The organism is Shewanella sairae (assembly GCF_023283535.1).
Lineage (GTDB): Bacteria > Pseudomonadota > Gammaproteobacteria > Enterobacterales > Shewanellaceae > Shewanella > Shewanella sairae.
The window spans coordinates 1-1,311 of record NZ_JAKILT010000175.1; the positions used below are offsets into that span (position 1 = coordinate 1).

At 43.2% G+C, this 1,311-nt stretch carries 2 pseudogenes; both read left to right on the top strand.

Features of this window, described 5'->3' with window-relative positions:
• Window positions 1-1,064: pseudogene (locus L2748_RS23910) on the top strand (hypothetical protein); the annotation flags it as partial.
• Window positions 1,061-1,311 (top strand): annotated as a pseudogene (locus L2748_RS23915) (Imm49 family immunity protein); the annotation flags it as partial. The pseudogenes L2748_RS23910 and L2748_RS23915, both read left to right, overlap by 4 nt.

Genomic DNA, 1,311 nt, shown 5'->3' on the forward strand with positions numbered 1-1,311 from the left:
ATCATCATTTAGATAGGCGCTTTATTCGGAAAATGGAATGGGTGCAACAATTTGGCAAAAAAACAACCTATTTCCCAATACCTTCACCCACTACTGAACAACCGGTAAGCATCGCAACAGAGCCAGCCAAAAAACGCGCATCTTATATTTCTGCTGTGCCACCAGAAACGGGAATAACGGCGGCCATTAATGCCATGATGGGCGGAGGGAAACAGGTTGTTAATGATTTGATTGCTTCTCAAGGTGCAGCGCAGGCTGAGTGGTTTGCAGACAAAGGGATAATATCTGTAACCGATAACCAAACGGGACAACAACTTAGTACAGATGAAATCAGCGAGCGCTACCGCAATATTGAAACGTTTGACATTGCAGCCAGTGAGCAGTCAGGTGCAGATGTTGTTGAACAAATCCCTGCTTACAGTGGTGTATTATTGGCGGTAGAACTAGCCTCCACCAGATTCAAAAAGCTGCTAACAGACCCCGCAGGCTTAGCTCAAGAGGTACAACAATCGATTGAGCAAGCGTTAAAAGATGCGCGCAGCGCCCCCGAAGCATTAGGACACTTCGGTGGTAATTATGCTACCAAGCGTTTAGGTTTAGAGCCCGACAAAGATTTTGTTAATCGGTATCATGGCCCTGATGACATGCTTACTAGCCCTAATGGCAATCGAGTTGAAGCAGAGTTTAAAGGTTATAACAAGGACAGTACCGTACTGAGTAGTAATACTAAGCTTCAAAAACAGGGTTCAGAGGATAAAAACCTTACTCGCGCTCGTAACATGGTCAATAAGAAAAAGCAGGGCAAAGTCGGCAAGGACTCAAATCGTCAAGGCGGTGCTTATCTTGAGAGTGAGATACGGCTTTGGGAAGATATTTTTGAAAGAGAAGGTCGAAAAGACCACCTCGCAGTCTTTACCAATACCGAAAGTGGTAACGTTAAAGCTTTTTGGCAAGATAGGGATGGTAATCTGATGGATAAAGCCCTGGATGAGCCAATTCCGCACTTCAATGATGCCAAGGATATTATTGAAAAAATAAATTTCAAAGGAAAAAGTAAACCATGACAGAAAAAAAAATACCTAAGATAACCTCAGAGATTATTGACCTCGGGATAGAATATTTTAAAGAGGCTCTTGAAGTTAGGAGAGGTGCGGAAGCTGATGGTTATTATGAACTTAAACGTATAGAGGTAGAAACCGTCTATTGTGCTTACGCTATGGAATACGCTGGCCTTGGCATTGCCTATAGCCTGAATGGTGACATTGATTTAGCAAAAGCCGCCTTTCAAACCGCAACGGAATACAAACTGAA